Source organism: Micromonospora sp. KC721 (assembly GCF_004348355.1).
Classification (GTDB): Bacteria; Actinomycetota; Actinomycetes; order Mycobacteriales; family Micromonosporaceae; genus Micromonospora.
This window is the reverse complement of the sequence record NZ_SMJY01000048.1, coordinates 17,411-33,058: the sequence shown is the minus strand read 5'-3', so window position 1 is coordinate 33,058 and position 15,648 is coordinate 17,411. Positions and strand designations below refer to the sequence as shown.

The following is a 15,648-nucleotide window of genomic DNA, read 5'->3' as shown; positions in this document are numbered from 1 at the left end:
CCGCCCGCCGCCCGCCTCCTCGCGCACCTTGCCCGTACGACGACAGGACGACCCGTGTCGAACGCCGACCACGTTGCCGTCGCGCCGCGCCCCGACGCCGCCGACACCGCCACCGAACGCCCGCCGTCACCCCCCGGCGGCCTGCTGCGTGCCCTCACCGTCGCGGCGCCCGCCGTCATCACCGACGCCGGGGTGCTGGGCTTCGCCCTCTGGACGGTGCTCTACCACGTGGCCTTCCTGTTCGCCCTGCGTCCGTCGGTCACCTTCCTGATCTGGGTAGCAAGTGGCGTCCTGCTCGCCGGCTGGTGGTCGGTGCGCGCTTGGCGGCGGTGGTCCACGCTCCGCCCGGCGGCCGGCCCGACCGTCCCGGACGGCGCCGCCACCACCGGTTACCCGCGTCGCTTGTTGCTCCCGGTGGTGGCGGCCGGCCTGGTCGCCGCGGTCACCGCCGGACTGGCCAACACTCGGGCCGGCAACGCGATCTCCTGGTGGATCCCGGCCACTGCCGGCGCGGTCGCCGCCGTCGGGGTCATGCTGATGACCCGCCGCGTCTGGCTCGCCGGTCCCACGCCCGCCGCGCCCGCGCCCACCGCCCTCCAGTCCGCGTACGCGCTGGTCGTCTCCGTCGGCGTGGCCATCACCTCGCTCTTCATCGCCCGCAACACCCCGGACGACGTCTACTACGTGGGCAAGTCGACCTGGGTGGCCGAGCGGGACATCGTGCCGCTCAACGACTTCCTGTTCAGCGAGAACGTCCTCCCGGCGATGGGCTCGCAGCCGCCCACCCCGTCGATCGAGGTGTTCACCGGCGCGCTCGGCCACGTCCTGGGCATCCACGGCGCCTCCGCCACCTGGTACCTCGCGCTGCCGGTGATGGCGGTGCTCGCCATCCTCGCCCTGTGGCGGCTGACCCACCGCTGGGCCCCGCGCCGGCCCGTGTTGGCGTTCAGCGTCGCCGTGGCGTACCTCTACCTCGTGGCTGGTGCGGACGCCGCGCTCGGCACCTTCCACCTGCCCCGGCTGTACGAGGGCAAGGGCATGTTCGTCTCGGCGGCCATCCCGCTGATGTGGCTCTACCTCACCGAGTGGTTCGACACCCGCAGCCGCCGCTCGCTGCTGATGGTGTTCGCCCTGTCGGTCACCGCCACCGGCCTCACCACCACCTCGGCCATCATCCTGCCGATGCTGGTCGGGGCCGCCGGGCTGGCCATGCTGCTGGTCGGCCGGGTCAAGGACGCCGTCATCGGTGGGCTGGCCGCGGTCGCGTACCCGATCGGGTCGATCGTGGTGTCCCGGCTGGTGCTCGGCGGGATGAACGCCACCGGCGCGGACGACGCCTTCTTCGACGCTGAGTACACCTACCGGCGCACCCTGATGATCGGCATCGTCGGCGTGATCAGCGGGCTCGCCCTGTGGTTCGGCCCGCTGCTGGCCCGCCGTCGCACCCCGGCGCTGCTCGCGGCTGGCGCCGCGCTGACCATGAGCGTGCTGCTGGTCCCCGGGGTACTGGAGGCACTCGGCGCGGCCAGCGGGATCTCCGTGGTGCTCTGGCGGGTGCCTTGGCTGCTCGCCCTGCCCACGTTGATCGGCCTGCTCTGCACGGTCGACGTGCCGTCGGCGACCCGGGCGTTGCGGGTCGCGGTCGGTCCGGTGGTGGCCGTGGCGATGGTCGCCTCGTTCGCGATCTGGGCTACCCCGATGTGGTCGCCGGTGAGCTGGGTCGAGACCCACGACCGGCCGACCTGGAAGCTGCCCCAGCAGCGGCAGCGGATCGCCTTCTGGATCTCCGAGCAGGACCGGCCCGCCGGGCTCCTCCTCGCCCCTTCTGTGATCATGCGGACCTCGCTGATCGTCACCAGCCGCGTCCGGGTCGTCCTGCCCCGCGACTTCTACCTGGTCGAGTACGACCGCAACTCCGACTTCGCCAAGGACCGGCTGCTGCTGGCCCGGTTCGCCGACGGCCGGCAGAAGCCGTCCAAGGCCGACGTCGAAGCCGCCGTGCAGCGGGTGGGTGTGGGCACGATCTGCGTCTACAACAGCAACCAGTACGCCCGCGACATGGTGGTCGACCTGGGCTTCCAGGAGTTTGCCGAGCGCCGCGGCCCGGGGGCCATGACCTGCTACGGCCGCGGCGGGTGACCACCGGGCCAGGGTGGTGACGCCACCGGCGTGACACGGTGACCTCGCGCGGGGTGGCCCGAAGTGTGACCATTGTGGGAGTCCTGTACCCGAAGGACGACCGGGCGTCTCCTCACGTTAAGGTCGCAGTCACCGTCCGACCGGTAGCCCCGGTCGTCGCACCGCGAGCGGCGTCTCGCCCGGTGACCTCAGCGATCGGCAGGCACGCCCGTCATCGATCTCGTAGGGAGCGTTCTCGTTGTTCGGCTCGTTGACTGGACGCATCGGCACCGCCGCCCGCGGCGCGTTGCTGGTGCTGTCCTATCTGGTCATGCTCGTTGGGGGCACCTTCGGCTGGATCCCCGTCTTCGTCGTGGCCGGACTGGCCGCCGTCGTCGGTGAGTACGCCCTCACCCGGTGGTCGCCACCGTCGGACGTCCTGCTGGACAAGGTCGGCCTCAACCGCGGGTACCGGCAGCTCAGCCGGGACCTCGCCAGCGTCCTGCTGGTGGCCGCCACGGTGCCGCTCACCGGTGTCGAGCTGACCTGGTTGCTGCTCCTACCGGCCGCGGTCTGGGTGATCGCGGTGTTCGCCGGGGCGCTGAACACGATGATCGACCGGCGGAACCCGGTCTCCGCGCTGGTGCGCAACATCGAACTGGGCGCGGTCCGGTCCGCCCCGCGACCGCCGCAGTGGGCTTCGGAGAACGCCGGCGTCCGGTTGGCCGTGCTGAACGTGGTGCTCATCCCGGCCGCGGTGCTGGCGGCCGTGCGGCAGGACGTCACCGCCGTGTTGGTGGCGGGCGCGGCGGCGGTCGTCGCGGCGGCGGCGGTCGGCGCGATCATCGTGCTGACCTGGCTGCGGGGCCGGGGCAGCGGCACCGGCAAGGACCAACTGCTCACCCAGGTCCAGCGCTGGATCGACAGCTACCGCCCCGAGGTGGCGCTCTACTTCGCCGGCCCCGCCAAGGACGTCTACCAGGCCAACATGTGGCTCGCCCCGACGGAGGCGCTCGACCAGCGCGGCATCGTGCTGATGCGCAGCAAGGAGGCGTTCTTCGAGCTGGCCGACACCCGGCTGCCGGTGGTCTGCGTGCCGGCCGGGGTGGACTTCATGAACCTGGAGCTGGGCACGGTGCGCACCGCCCTGTACGCGGCCAACGTCGGCGCGAACATCCACATGCTGCGTGAGCCGGGCATGAAGCATGTCTTCGTCGGCCACGGCGACAGCGACAAGCAGGCCAGCGTCAACCCGTACAGCAAGGTGTACGACGAGGTCTGGGTCGCCGGCCTGGCCGGCCGGGAGCGCTACGCCCGCGCCGGGGTCGGCGTACGCGACGAGGACATCGTCGAGATCGGCCGCCCGCAGCTCGCCGGCGTGGCCACCTTCGGCGCGGAGTCGGCGCAGCGACCGTTCACGGTGCTCTACGCCCCCACCTGGGAGGGGTGGCTGGACGACGACCCGTACCACACCTCGCTGGTGCTGATGGGAGAGCGCATCGTCAAGGGGCTGCTGGCCACCTCGCCCGCGGTCCGGCTGATCTACAAGCCGCACCCGTTGACCGGCTCCCGCTCCAGCCAGGCCAAGGCCGTGCACGAGCGGATCGTGGCGCTGATCCGGGCGGCCGGCGGAGACACCGAGGCCACCACGCTCGACGGGCCCGGCCACCGGGTGATCACCGGGCGGGTGCCGGCGTTGTTCGACTGCTTCAACCAGACCGACCTGCTGATCAGCGACGTCTCCAGCGTCGTCTCCGACTTCGTGCAGAGCCTGCGGCCGTACGTGGTGGCCAACCCGAGCGGCCTGCCGGAGGACGAGTTCCGTCGCACCTTCCCGACCTCCCGGGCGGCGTACCTGCTCTCGATCGACTGCGGCGAGCTGGAGAAGATCCTCGCGCTCACCCGGGCCGGTGACGACCCGATGACCGAGGCGCGGCGGGAGCTCAAGACGTACCTGCTCGGCCCGGCCGAGGCGAACCCGATGGAGCGGTTCCAGGAGGAGATCGCCCGGCTCTGCCGCTGACGGCACCGACGCCGCGGGCCCGGGACGTCACCCTCGTCCCGGGCCCGCGGCGTGTCCGGGCCGGGCCGGGGCTCCCGTTCCGCGTCCGCGTCTGCCACCATTTCGCAGGTCATCGGTACGACGAATGGGGGTCGAAGGTGCGCATCCTGCTGGTCGAGGACGACCGACGGGTGGCCGCCGCCCTCTCCTCGGCGCTGACCCGGCGCGGGTACGAGGTCGAGCACGCCGCCACGGTCGCCGCGGCCCTCTCCGCCGCCCCCTGCGACCTGGTGCTGCTGGACCTGACCCTGCCCGACGGCGACGGCACGGACGTCTGCCGGGAGCTGCGCCGCCGCAGCAGCCAGCTGGGCATCATCGCGGTGACCGCCCGGGGCGAGGAGCGGGACCGGGTGCTCGGCTTGCGGCTCGGCGCCGACGACTACGTGGTGAAGCCGTTCTCGATGGTGGAACTGCAGGCCCGGATCGAGGCGGTGCTGCGGCGGGCTGCGCACGCCCCGGCACCGCGGGACGTGATCGAGGTCGGCGGGCTGCGGATCGACGTGTCCGCCCGGACCGTCACCGTCGACGGTCGAGCCGCGGCGCTGACCCGCAAGGAGTTCGACATCCTGCTCTCCCTGGCCCGCCAACCCGGCGTCGCCGTGTCCCGGGACCGGATCCTGCTGGACGCGTGGGGGACGACCTGGGCCGACCGGCACACCGTGGAGGTGCACGTCGGCTCACTGCGCGGCAAGCTGGGCGACCCCCGCCTGGTGGAGACCGTGCGCGGGGTCGGCTACCGGCTCCGCGGCGAGTGAGGGGCCCAGCGTGCGTCGTCGACTGGTCATCAGCTACCTGCTGCTGATGGTCCTGGTGCTGGTGGCGTTGGAGACGCCGCTCGCGGCCACCCTCGCCTCCCGGGAGACCGACCGGATCCGCGCCGACCGGCTCGCCGACGCCACCCGGTTCGCCTCGCTCGCCGGGCCGGCGTTGCGCGGCAACGTACCCGGTCCGGTCGGCGGCGAACTCGCCGCCTACGACGAGCTGTACGGCATACGCGCGGCGGTGGTCGACCGGGACGGCCGGACCGTCGTGGTGTCGCCCGGCTGGTCGGGTGGGCCGCAGACGGCGGCGGCACTGGAGAGCGCCCTGGTCGGTCAGCAGTTCAGCGCCCCGGAGGCGGTCTGGCCCTGGGTCGACGGCCCGCTGGTGGTGGCGGTGCCGATCAACGACGGCGGGGAGGTGCTCGGCGCAGTGGTCACCGCCACCCCGGCGGCGGAGGTCCGGCGTACCGTCACCGCCTGGTGGCTGCTGCTGGCCGGGATCGGGCTGCTGGCCGTGCTGGCCTGCGTCTCCACCGCGTTCGGGCTGGCTGGCTGGGTGCTGCGTCCGGTGACCGAGCTGGACGCGGTGACCCACGAGATCGCCGAGGGGGACCGGGGCGCGCGGGTGCAGCACCGGCTGGGCCCACCCGAGCTGCGCCGCCTCGCGGCCAGCTTCAACAACATGGCCGACGTGGTGTCCGACGTGATGGACCGGCAGCGCGCCTTCGTGGCGCACGCCAGCCACCAGTTACGCAACCCGCTGACCGCGCTGCGGCTGCGGGTCGAGGAGCTGGGGTCGAGCCTCACCGACCCGGACGGGTTGGCCGAGCACCGGCTGGCGTTGGAGGAGACCGACCGGTTGGCCCGGGTGCTCGACGCCCTGCTCACCCTGGCCCGCGCGGAACGGGAGGAGAACCAGCGGATCACCGTCGACGCGGCCGAGCTGGCCGCTTCCCGGGTCGCGGCGTGGGAGCCACTGGCCCGGCACCGGTCGGTGACGCTGCGGCTGGCCGCCGACGGCCCGGCGTACGCCCGGACCGTGCCGACCGCCGTCGACCAGGCTCTCGACGCGCTGATCGACAACGCGGTGAAGTTCAGCGGGAAGCGGGGTGTGGTGACCGTCACGGTCCGGCACGCCGACGACGGCGTCCTTCTCCAGGTCGCCGACACCGGCCCGGGCATGACGCCGGACCAGCTCGAACAGGCCACCGAGCGGTTCTGGCGAGCGCCGGACGCGCAGAACGTCGAGGGCGCCGGGCTGGGCCTGACCATCGTCGCGGTGCTGGTCGACGCCTCCGACGGCCGGCTCACCATGCGCCCGGGGGACCGGTGCGGCCTGGTCGCCGAGGTGTGGTTCCCGGCCCCGGAGGACGGCCCGGCGATCGTACGGCCGGTGGACCCGGCCCTCGTCAGGGCTTGACCGAGCGGTACCAGTCGGCCGCGCCGGGATGCAACGGCAGCGGTGTGGTGGCGATCGCCGAGCGGGGGCTCATCCGCCCGGCGGCGGGGTGCGCCGCCGCCAGCTCGGTGCGGCGTTCCATCAGCAGCCGGGTCACCTCCCGCACCAGCGGCTCGGGCAGGTCGGCGCGGACGATGAGATAGTTCGGGTTGGCCACCGTGGTGACCGGATCCAGGTCGTACACCGAGCGGGGGATGTCCCGCGACACGTACACCTCGCGGTAGCCACGGCGCAACCACTCCGTCCACTCGCCGAGGTCGATGATCCTCGTTGCCGAGCTGCCGGCCAGCTGCTGCACGCCGCGTACCGGCAGACCACCGGAGAAGAAGAACGCGTCGATCCGGCCGGCCCGCAGCGCGGCGACCGAGTCGTCGAGGCCGAGGTGCAGCTGGCGGACCTGGTCGCCGCCGAGCTGGGCCGCCTCCAGCAGCCGGGTCGCGGTGATCTCGGTGCCGGAGCCCGCGGCGCCCACCGACACCCGCCGGCCGCGCAGGTCCGCGAGCGTGCGTACGGGTCCACCGGCGGTGGTGACCAGATGCAGCAGGTCGTCGTAGACCCGGGCCACCGCGAGGACCGACGGCGGTCCGGCCGGCCCGGCGGGCAGCACGTCGGCCTGGGTGAAGCCGAGTTCGGCCTGACCGGCACCGACGAGCCGGATGTTCTCCGCCGACGCCGCGGTCACCACCACACTGGCCCGTACGTCGGGCAGTTCCCGGTTGAGCAGGGCCGCGAGCGACTGCCCGAAGGCGTGGTAGACCGCGGTCGGGCTACCGGTGGCGATCCGGATGATTGTCGGCTCGGTCCGGGAGTCCCGGCAGGCGGCCAGCCCCGTCGCCGCCAGGACCATCAGCATCAGCAGCGCGGACGGGGCGGCGACCCGGCGTCGGGTGGGGGCGGACCAGCATCGAGTCACGCGCTGCACTCTGCGCCGTACGGCCGCACCAGCGCAACCTCAGTCCGGCGGTGACGTCGGCGGCGGGTCGTCGTGGGCGATGACCAGGCTGCTGGAGTAGGCGACCGAGCGGGGGAATGCCCCGGTCTCGTCGCTGTCGTCGTGCCCGACCGGCCGGACCCGCAGCGCGCGGTGGGCGTAGCCGTCCTGGCAGGCCGGCTCGACCTCGAAGGTGACCGTCTGCCCGGCGGTGAGCGCCCGGAACCCGGGCGTCCGCACCTCGGAGAAATGCACCCAGGCCCCACCAGGCGTCTCCGGAGCGTCGCGCACGCCCCAGCCCTGGTCGACGTGGTACTCCCGGACCGACCCGATCAGCCTCATCCGACCATCATGCTCGGCCGGCCGGCCGGGCGGGCGCGCGCCAGGGAGGCCCGCTCGATGATCCTCAGGCGGTCCGGGCCGTCGGCCACGCTGACCACGAGGCACCCGGCTCCCGGGCGGAGCAGGGCCGGCACCTCCAGCAGGGCGGCGCTGCGCACCAGCACCGCCGCCAGCTCCCGGTCGGTGAGCCGGATGCCGAGGATGTGCCGGCGCACGTGCCGGCCACCGGCGAGCAGCGCGGAGCGCCAGGCCGCCGCGGCGAGCCGACCCCGCCAGAGCACCCGCGCACTCGACGCCCCGGCCACCGGCCCGGCCAGCAGCTCGCGGCGGCCCCGCCGCCACCCCGCACCGCACAGCTCGGCGTACGTGGCCCGGTGCTCCTCGGGCACGTGCAGCCGGTGCAGCTCGTAGCGGCGGCGCAGCCCACCGCTGACCACCTCGTGCTGCACCGGCACGTCGAGGCGGGTGAGTAGTTGGCGCATCCGCAGTGCGGCGTCCTGCCGGTTGAACTCGGCCGCCGGCCGGTACGGCTCGACCGGACCCCGACCGGTCGCCGGTGGAGGCGTGCAGCGGAGCAGGCAGGCCACCTCGAACGCGTCGCCCAGGGTCATCCAGTCCATCGGCGGCGGGGGTGCCGGCGGACCGGGCCGGCCGAGCAGGGGCCGGTCGAGCAGGGTGGGTTGCGGGGCCATGGGCCGCTCCTTTTCGGCGTCGGGGTTCCCTTACCGTTGCCTCCCGTACGCCCCGGTTCCACCGATCCGACCCAGCCTTGAGGAAATCTTGCGGCACGGGTCAGAGTTCGGTGACCACCACGTCGACCTGGCGTGGTCGCCCGGCGGTCGCCGGCCGCTCCTCGATCGCGTACCCCAGGTCGCGCAGCGCGGCGACCAGCCCGGCCGGGCCGCGTGGCCGGGCACCGGCGACCAGCAGGTCACGGACCAGCCGGCCCTTGGTCGCCTTGTTGAAGTGGCTGACCACGGTGCGGGTCACCCGGCCGTCGACCGCGCGCTGGTGCAGCACCCGCACGCTCACCGTCCGCCCGGCCAGCGCCCCCCGCGGCGTCCAGGTGGCCGCGTACGCGGCAGAGCGCAGATCCAGCACCGGGCCGTCCCCGGCCGCCGACTCCAACGCCGGGGCCAGCACCCGCCGCCAGTACGCCGACAGCGCCCCCACCCCGGGCAGCTTCGCCCCGATCGGGCAGCGGTACGGCGGGATCCGGTCGGCGAGCCGCACCGCGCCCCACAGGCCGGAGCTGACCAGCACCGAACGGCGGGCGGCCCGCAGCGCCGGTGCCGGCAGGGTGGCCAGGCTCAGCGCCTCGTACAGCACCCCGGTGTAGACCTGCCCGGCCGGTGCGGTGGCGGCCCGCTCCAGCCGCGCGTTGCGGTCCAGCTCGCTCCGTTGGCCGGCGCTGAGCCCGAGTGCCGCCAGTGCCGCCGTCTCGCTGGTGACGGAGACGCCGACGAGTGCGGCCAGCACCTCCTCGCGGGCCGGGTTCAGCTCGGGCAGGCAGAGTCGGGTGAGGTCCAGCCGCCGGCCGGTGCCGGCGTCGGCCTTGCCCTCGGAGGGTGGCAGCAGGATGAGCACGGCCGCCAGCGTACGGGCCGGCTCCTCCCGTGGCCGGTTCCGGCGGGGTGTGGCAGGGTTGCCGTGTGCCACCCACTCCCGCAGGCCAGTTGGCCGTACCGAACCTGCACCGGGCAGCGCGGATCGAGGACGCCGTGCACCAGTTGGTGGAGCGCCGGCTCCGCCGTACCGGGTGGCGGATCAACATCGTGGCGTACGCCGGTTACGGCGCACCCGGTTGGGCGCGGGTGCTGTGCCGGGTGCTGTTGGGCCGCCCCGACACCCGCCAGCGGGGCCGGTTGGAGAAGGTGCGTGGTTGGCGCAGCTTCACCACCCTGCCGGCAAAGCACGTCACGGTACGGATCGAGGCCGGTGGGACGGTGCACGAGGCGCAGGCCGACCGTAGTGGCTTCGTCGACACCGTCATCGAGGGCGACTTCACCCCCGGCTGGTCCTCGGTACGGCTGAGCGTGGCCGAACCCGAGGGCATGGCCGACGCCGGTGCCGTGGCCGACGCCGAACCGGCGGAGGCGCTGATCCGGGTGCTGCACCCGGATGTCCGGTTCGGCATCCTCTCCGACATCGACGACACGGTCATGGTGACCGCGCTGCCCCGTCCCCTGCTGGCGGCCTGGAACACCTTCGTCCTCGACGAGCACGCCCGGGCTGCGGTGCCCGGCATGGCCGTGCTGTACGAGCGGCTGGTCACCGCCCATCCCGGAGCGCCCGTGCTCTACCTCTCCACCGGCGCGTGGAACGTCGCTCCGACCCTCACCCGGTTCCTGTCCCGACACCTCTACCCGGCCGGACCGTTGCTGCTCACCGACTGGGGTCCGACCGCCGACCGGTGGTTCCGCAGCGGTCGGGAGCACAAGCGGGCGACCCTGGCCCGCCTGGCCCGGGAGTTCCCACAGGTGCGTTGGCTGCTCATCGGTGACGACGGGCAGCACGACCAGGAGATCTACCGGGAGTTCGCCGCGGCCCATCCGGAGAACGTGGCCGGGGTGGCGATCCGCCGGCTGTCCCCGACCCAGTCGGTGCTCGCCGGCAGCCTGCCCGCCCCGGCCGGTCGCTCCTCGACCGGCCCGGTGGGGCAGAAGTGGCTCTCCGCCCCGGACGGCGCCGGCCTCTGGAAACTCCTCCGCGAAGCCGACCTGGTCTAATCACCCCCACCCCGGCTGCCCGTCGCCCGCCTCTTCCCGCGTTGATCGTGAACTTCGCGACGTAGTTGATCTCTGTCGGTGCCGCCAACTATCAACGCGCGGGGGTGGGGGTCAGGTCTGGCGGCGGAGCCAGAGGACGCCGAGTGGGGGGACGCGCAGCGGGGCCGAGGCGGGCATGCCGTGCCACGGGACACCCTGGGCGTGCACCGTGCCGAGGTTGCCCACCCCGGATCCGCCGTAGAGATGCGCGTCGGTGTTGATCACCTCGGTCCAGGTGCCGGCCGCCGGCAGCCCGACCCGGTAGTCCTCCAGGGGCAGGGCGGAGAAGTTCGCCACGCACACCAGGGTGCTGCCGTCCGGGGCGATCCGGACGAACGAGACGGTGTTGTTGGCGACGTCGTCGCCGGCGATCCAGCGGAACCCGGCCGGCTCGGTGTCCTGCGCCCAGAGCGCGGGAGTGGCCCGGTACGCGGCGTTGAGGTCGGCGACGAGTCGCCGCACCCCGGCCCGGGCCGGGTCGTCCAACAGGTACCAGTCGAGACCCCGTTCCTCGCTCCACTCCCGGTCGTCGGCGAGTTCGCAGCCCATGAAGAGCAACTGCTTGCCCGGGTGCGCCCACATGTACGCCAGCAACGCCCGTACGTTGGCCAGCCGCTGCCAGGTGTCCCCGGGCATCTTCGCGCTCAGCGACCCCTTGCCGTGCACGACCTCGTCGTGGCTGATCGGCAGCACGTAGTTCTCGCTGAAGGCGTACGCCAGGGAGAAGGTGAGCTGGTGGTGGTGGTGCTGCCGGTAGATCGGGTCCTTCGAGGTGTAGAGCAGGGTGTCGTGCATCCAGCCCATGTTCCACTTGAAGCCGAAGCCGAGCCCGCCGTCGGCGGTGGATCGGGTGACCCCGGGCCAGGCGGTGGACTCCTCGGCGATCATCACCACCCCGGCGTGGTGCTTGTAGACGGTGGCGTTGACCTCCTGCATGAAGGCGATCGCCTCCAGGTTCTCCCGCCCGCCGTGCACGTTGGGCAGCCACTGCCCCTCGCTTCGGGAGTAGTCCAGGTAGAGCATCGAGGCGACGGCGTCCACCCGCAGCCCGTCGACGTGGAACTGCTCGCACCAGTAGAGCGCGTTGGCGACCAGGAAGTTGCGCACCTCGCGGCGGCCGAAGTCGAACACGTACGTACCCCAGTCGGGGTGCTCGCCGCGGCGCGGGTCGGGGTGCTCGTAGAGCGCGGTGCCGTCGAAGCGCGCCAGCGCCCACTCGTCCTTGGGGAAGTGCGCCGGCACCCAGTCGAGGATCACCCCGACGCCGGCGCGGTGCAGGGTGTCGACGAGGTGGCGGAAGTCGTCCGGGTCGCCGAACCGGGAGGTGGGGGCGTAGTAGCCGGTGACCTGGTAGCCCCACGAGCCGCCGAACGGGTGCTCCATCACCGGCAGGAGCTCCACGTGGGTGAAGCCCATCTCGGTGACGTACGCGGTGAGCTGCTCGGCCAGCTCCCGGTAGCCCAGGCCGGGCCGCCACGAGCCGAGGTGCACCTCGTAGACGCTCATCGGCTCCTGGTGCGGCTGCCGGGTCGCCCGCCGCGCCAGCCAGCCGGCGTCGCCCCACTCGTACGCCGAGCGGTGCACCACCGACGCGGTGGCCGGCGGCACCTCCGCGTACGCCGCGAGCGGGTCGGCCTTGTCCCGCCAGTGCCCGTCCGCGCCGAGGATCCGGTACTTGTACCGCGCGCCGGGCGTCACGCCGGGCACGAAGATCTCCCAGACGCCGCTGGCGCCCAGGGAACGCATCGGCCAGCCGTCGTCCGGGCCCCACCCGGTGAAGTCGCCGACCACCCGCACGCCGCGCGCGTTGGGTGCCCACACCGTGAAGGCGACGCCGCCGTCGAGGACGCGGGCGCCGAGTGCCTCCCAGAGTCGTTCGTGCCGCCCCTCGCCGATCAGGTGCAGGTCCAGGTCGCCGAGGGTGGGCGGGTAACGGTAGGGGTCGTCGGCGACCTGCCCGTCGGCCTCCACCCGGTAGTCGAGCACCTCGCCCGGCAGCACCGCCTCGAAGACGCCGACGTCGTGCACCCGCTTCATCGGGTGTCGTTGCCCGTCGACGATCACGGCGACGTCGCCGGCTCCCCGGCGCATCGCCCGGATGGTGGTCTGCCCGCCGGCGGGGTGGGCGCCGAGCAGGGCGTGCGGGTCGTGCGTCGCACCGGCGATCAGCTGGTCCATCGGATGTCGTCCTTCGCGGCGGGTGCGGTCGGGGCGGTGCCGCCGGACAGGCCGGTGGGCACGTCGGTGACGGTGAGGTCGGCGGGGACGTGGCCGGTCGGCGTCGGTTCGGCCGACGTGGTCGGGCGGCGTACGACGAACACGTGCGCCGGTTGCAGGTACGGGTCGAGCCGGATCGTGCTGCGCTGGCCCCACTCGTAGCTGGCGCCGGTCAGCTCGTCGTGGACGGTGAACCGGTCGTGCCAGTCGAGGCCGATCGCCGGCATGTCGAGGGTGGTGTTGCCCCACTGCACCTCGTGGGAGTCGAACGAGCAGACCACCAGGACCGTGTTGCCGGTGTCCGGGTCGTGCTTGGACCAGCAGAGCAGCGCCGGGTTGTCGATGTCGTGGAAGACCAGGTTGCGCAGCTGGTGCAGGGCCGGGTTCTCCCGGCGTACCCGGTTGAGGGTGGCGATGAACGGGGCCAGGGAACGGCCCTGCGCCGCCGCGCCGGCCCAGTCCCGGGGACGTAGTTCGTACTTCTCGTTGTCGAGGTACTCCTCGGCGCCGGGGCGGGCCACGTGCTCGAACAGTTCGTAGCCGGCGTACATGCCCCAGGACGGGGAGAGCAGCGCGGCCAGCACCGCCCGGATCTTGAACATCGGCGGCCCGCCGTGCTGCAACGACTCGTGCAGGATGTCCGGCGTGTTGGGCCAGAAGTTCGGCCGCATGTAGTCGGCGGCCGCGACCAGTTCCTCGCAGTACTCCCGCATCTCGGCCGCCGTCGTGCGCCAGGTGAAGTAGGTGTACGACTGGGTGAAGCCGATCTTGCCCAGGCCGTGCATGATGGCCGGGCGGGTGAACGCCTCGGCCAGGAACAGCACGTCCGGGTCGACCTTCTTGACCTCCCAGATCAGCCAGTGCCAGAAGTCGAAGGGCTTGGTGTGCGGGTTGTCCACCCGGAAGATCCGGATGCCCTGGCCCACCCAGTGCAGCATCACCCGCAGGATCTCCGCCCGGATGCCCTCGGGGTCGTTGTCGAAGTTCAGCGGGTAGATGTCCTGGTACTTCTTGGGCGGGTTCTCCGCGTACGCGATGCTGCCGTCGGCGCGGGTGGTGAACCACTCCGGGTGAGCGGTGACCCAGGGGTGGTCCGGCGCGCACTGCAACGCCAGGTCCATCGCCACCTCCAGGCCCTGCTCGGCGGCGGCGGCGACGAAGTCGCGGAAGTCGTCCGGCTCACCGAGGTCGGGGTGGATGGCGTCGTGCCCGCCCTCGGCCGCGCCGATGGCCCACGGCGAACCCACGTCGTCCGGGCCGGCGGTGAGCGAGTTGTTCCGGCCCTTGCGGTTGACCCGCCCGATCGGGTGGATCGGCGGCAGGTAGAGCACGTCGAAGCCCATGGCCGCGACCCCGGGCAGCCGGTCCATCGCGGTGGCGAAGGTGCCGGACCGTGCCGGGGCGTCGACGGTCGCCGGGATCGCCCCCTCGGAGCGGGGAAAGAACTCGTACCAGGCGGAGAAGAGCGCCCGGGGCCGGTCCACCCAGAGCCGGCGCTCCTCGCCGGTGGTGACCAGTTCCCGCACCGGGTGCGCCCAGAGCAGGTCGGCCAGCGCCAGCGCCGGGGCCACCCGCCGGGGCAGCTCCCGCCCGGTGTCGCCCAGCGCGGCGACCGCGGCCCGCACCCGCTCGACGTCGGCCGCCGGAACCAGCTCCCGCGCGGCCTCCAGCACCCGTGCGCCCTCGGCCAGGTCGTTGGCCAGGTCCGCGACGCCCTGTCCGGCGGCCAGTTTCTTCGTGACCGCGTTCTGCCAGGTCAGGTACGGATCCTGGAACGCCTCGACGGTGAAGGTCCACTCGCCGACGGCGTCCGGGCGGATGGTGGCGTGGAAGCGGTCCTGGCCGGGTTCACCGGGACGCATCCGGGTGAACGGGCGCGTCGTGCCGTCCGGGCCTCGCCAGACCACGTTGCAGCCCAGCGCGTCATGACCCTCGCGGTAGGCGCGGGCCGACACCGGCACCACCTCGCCGACGACCGCCTTGGCCGGGTAGCGACCGCAGGCGACGGCGGGGGAGACATCTTCGATGGGGAACCGTCCACTCACCCGCTCAACCTACTGCGCGAGATCGCTTCGCGCTCGGGTCGAGGCCGCTTCTTCTTCCAGGTCGGGCGTTACTGGTCGGTGCTGCCGGGAGGCGGCGACAGCCGGAGACACGTATCATGTGTATTACGTATCAGGGGGGCAGCGATGAGGTTGAACAGCAAGGGACAGGTGACCATCCCGGCCGAACTGCGTGCCCGGCACAACCTGCACGAGGGCGACGAGGTGGACGTGGTCGAGGAAGGCGGCACCCTGCGGATCGTGCGGGTTGCCGACGCCGAGACCCGTGGGCGACGGCTGGTCCGGCACATGCGCGGACGGGGCAGCGCCCGAGAGGTGGAGACCATGTCGACCGACGAACTGATGGACCTGCTTCGTGGCGAGTGAACGCATCCGGGCCGTCGCCCGCCGGGCGACCGACACGGTCACCACCCTGGTCGACACCAACGTTCTGCTGGACATCCTCACCGAGGATCCACGATGGGCCGACTGGTCGGGTGCGGCGCTGGCCGCCGCCCGTGACGAGGGCGTCCTGGTTATCAACCCGATCGTCTACGCCGAGGTGTCCGTGCGGTTCGCGCGCGTCGAGGAACTCGACGACGCCCTGCCCGCCACGGACTTCCTCCGCGAGGAACTGCCGTATCCCGCCGGGTTTCTGGCGGGCAAGGCGTACGCGCGGTACCGGTCGCAGGGTGGCGTGAAGCGCTCGCCCATCGCCGACTTCTACATCGGCGCCCATGCCGCGGTGTGTCGATACCGCCTGCTGACGCGCGACGGCACCCGCTACCGCACCTACTTCCCCAAGCTGACCCTCATCTCACCCGACACCTGACCGCCGCGCCCGCCGGCCTGGCCCGGCTCGCCGCCACCCTTCACATCGCCTGACGCCTCCCTGGGATCGCCACGCACAGTGCGGCGAGTTGCGGTGTCCGTTCGGCGTGTTACCGC

General features: G+C 72.8%; 13 protein-coding genes. 7 read left to right on the top strand and 6 right to left on the bottom strand.

The genetic code is table 11. The features are described 5' to 3' along the window. The 4 genes from E1182_RS11530 to E1182_RS11515 all read left to right on the top strand — a co-directional run. Positions 1-2,139: DUF6077 domain-containing protein (locus E1182_RS11530; RefSeq protein WP_207921365.1), on the top strand; the 2,139-nt coding region annotated here is incomplete at its 5' end. 238 nt (positions 2,140-2,377) lie between these two features. Continuing rightward, positions 2,378-4,141 (top strand): CDP-glycerol glycerophosphotransferase family protein, encoded by a 1,764-nt coding sequence (locus tag E1182_RS11525; RefSeq protein ID WP_207921364.1) that lies wholly within the window; start codon positions 2,378-2,380, stop codon positions 4,139-4,141. A 137-nt stretch (positions 4,142-4,278) separates the two neighbouring features. Beyond that, the gene (locus E1182_RS11520) at positions 4,279-4,935 is read left to right on the top strand and encodes a response regulator transcription factor (protein ID WP_132263921.1); all 657 of its coding nucleotides are present in this window, start codon (positions 4,279-4,281) and stop codon (positions 4,933-4,935) included. 10 nt (positions 4,936-4,945) lie between these two features. Further along, positions 4,946-6,361, top strand: a complete 1,416-nt coding sequence (locus E1182_RS11515; protein WP_132263918.1) for a HAMP domain-containing sensor histidine kinase — start codon at positions 4,946-4,948, stop codon at positions 6,359-6,361. Here E1182_RS11515 and E1182_RS11510 read toward each other — a convergent pair. From E1182_RS11510 to yaaA, 4 genes are all read right to left on the bottom strand, one after another. Next, positions 6,351-7,313, bottom strand: coding sequence for a TAXI family TRAP transporter solute-binding subunit (locus tag E1182_RS11510; RefSeq protein ID WP_371687537.1), 963 nt, complete (start codon positions 7,311-7,313; stop codon positions 6,351-6,353). The genes E1182_RS11515 and E1182_RS11510 overlap by 11 nt on opposite strands. A gap of 39 nt (positions 7,314-7,352) precedes the next feature. Then, positions 7,353-7,673, bottom strand: a complete 321-nt coding sequence (locus tag E1182_RS11505) for a cold-shock protein (RefSeq protein ID WP_132263916.1) — start codon at positions 7,671-7,673, stop codon at positions 7,353-7,355. Next, the gene (locus E1182_RS11500; RefSeq protein WP_132263914.1) at positions 7,670-8,365 is read right to left on the bottom strand and encodes a hypothetical protein; all 696 of its coding nucleotides are present in this window, start codon (positions 8,363-8,365) and stop codon (positions 7,670-7,672) included. The genes E1182_RS11505 and E1182_RS11500 overlap by 4 nt, the downstream gene beginning before the upstream one ends. A gap of 100 nt (positions 8,366-8,465) precedes the next feature. Further along, positions 8,466-9,260 carry a peroxide stress protein YaaA gene (yaaA, locus tag E1182_RS11495; protein ID WP_132263912.1) on the bottom strand — a complete coding sequence of 265 codons (795 nt, stop codon included), beginning with the start codon at positions 9,258-9,260 and terminating at the stop codon, positions 8,466-8,468. Positions 9,261-9,325: 65 nt separating this feature from the next. Here yaaA and E1182_RS11490 point away from each other — a divergent pair, with 65 nt between their 5' ends. Beyond that, positions 9,326-10,402, top strand: a complete 1,077-nt coding sequence (locus tag E1182_RS11490) for an App1 family protein (protein ID WP_132263909.1) — start codon at positions 9,326-9,328, stop codon at positions 10,400-10,402. Positions 10,403-10,513: 111 nt separating this feature from the next. Here the strand turns inward: E1182_RS11490 and glgB are convergent, their stop codons facing one another. Then, positions 10,514-12,619, bottom strand: a complete 2,106-nt coding sequence (glgB, locus tag E1182_RS11485) for a 1,4-alpha-glucan branching protein GlgB (RefSeq protein WP_132263907.1) — start codon at positions 12,617-12,619, stop codon at positions 10,514-10,516. After that, positions 12,607-14,703 (bottom strand): alpha-1,4-glucan--maltose-1-phosphate maltosyltransferase, encoded by a 2,097-nt coding sequence (locus E1182_RS11480; protein WP_132263905.1) that lies wholly within the window; start codon positions 14,701-14,703, stop codon positions 12,607-12,609. Before E1182_RS11480 ends, glgB begins: the two co-directional genes overlap by 13 nt. Before the next feature lie 144 nt (positions 14,704-14,847). Here E1182_RS11480 and E1182_RS11475 point away from each other — a divergent pair, with 144 nt between their 5' ends. Then, positions 14,848-15,087: an AbrB/MazE/SpoVT family DNA-binding domain-containing protein gene (locus tag E1182_RS11475; protein WP_132263903.1), complete on the top strand. Its 240-nt coding sequence runs from the start codon at positions 14,848-14,850 to the stop codon at positions 15,085-15,087. After that, positions 15,077-15,532 carry a type II toxin-antitoxin system VapC family toxin gene (locus E1182_RS11470; protein WP_132263901.1) on the top strand — a complete coding sequence of 152 codons (456 nt, stop codon included), beginning with the start codon at positions 15,077-15,079 and terminating at the stop codon, positions 15,530-15,532. The genes E1182_RS11475 and E1182_RS11470 overlap by 11 nt, the downstream gene beginning before the upstream one ends. The last annotated feature ends 116 nt before the right edge of the window (positions 15,533-15,648 follow it).